Annotated in this window: 1 protein-coding gene; it reads right to left on the reverse strand. The window is 60.6% G+C overall.

What is annotated here, in order from left to right; genetic code table 11:
* Positions 1-704 (reverse strand): AMP-binding protein (locus tag NKG99_RS35795; RefSeq protein ID WP_352874184.1); only part of this gene is annotated, 704 nt, incomplete at its 3' end.
* Positions 705-729: the final 25 nt, after the last annotated feature.

Raw genomic sequence — 729 nt, forward strand, 5'->3', positions numbered from 1 at the left:
TAAAGCTCGCCCACCGCCCCGAATGGAACCGGCGCGCCATGGCCGTCCAGAAGATACACCCGCGTGTTCGCAATCGGACGGCCGATCGGGACAACTGACCCGTCAAAATCAGCCGGGCAATTCCAGGCCGTCGCGTCGATAGCTGCTTCCGTGGGACCATATAGATTGTGCAGGCCGGTCCAAGGCAATATGCGCCGAACCTTGTGCGCAAGGGGGGCAGCAAGTGCCTCACCACTACACATGAGACGCTGCAGCGATGTGCAGCGATCAACACCCTTCGTGTCCATAAAGTTGACCAGCATGGATGGCACGAAATGTGCCGTGGTGATGCTTTGGCCGACTACCAAGTTTACAAGTGCTTCGGGATCTTTGTGTGCAGCCGGAGGCGCCAGCACCAGGGTCGCCCCTTCAAGCAACGTCCAGAAGAATTCCCAGGCCGAGACGTCGAAGCCAAAAGGCGTCTTCTGCAAGACGACATCAGTCGCATTGAGAGCGTAGGCTTTTTGCATCCAGATCAGGCGATTGACAATAGCCCGATGCTCATTCTGTGCCCCTTTGGGCGCTCCGGTTGAGCCTGAGGTGTAGATGACATAGGCGAGATGGCGGGGGGTGAGGCCGAGGGCGTAGGGATCGGGATCGGAAGGGGGCAGCCCGGCCCAGGCGGACGTGTCCGTCTCCAGATCGACCACCGTCACAGCGGCCATCGCCGCAGCGCCGAGGGCTTCGCGG

It is taken from the genome of Mesorhizobium sp. M1409, assembly GCF_040317535.1.
Lineage (GTDB): Bacteria > Pseudomonadota > Alphaproteobacteria > Rhizobiales > Rhizobiaceae > Mesorhizobium.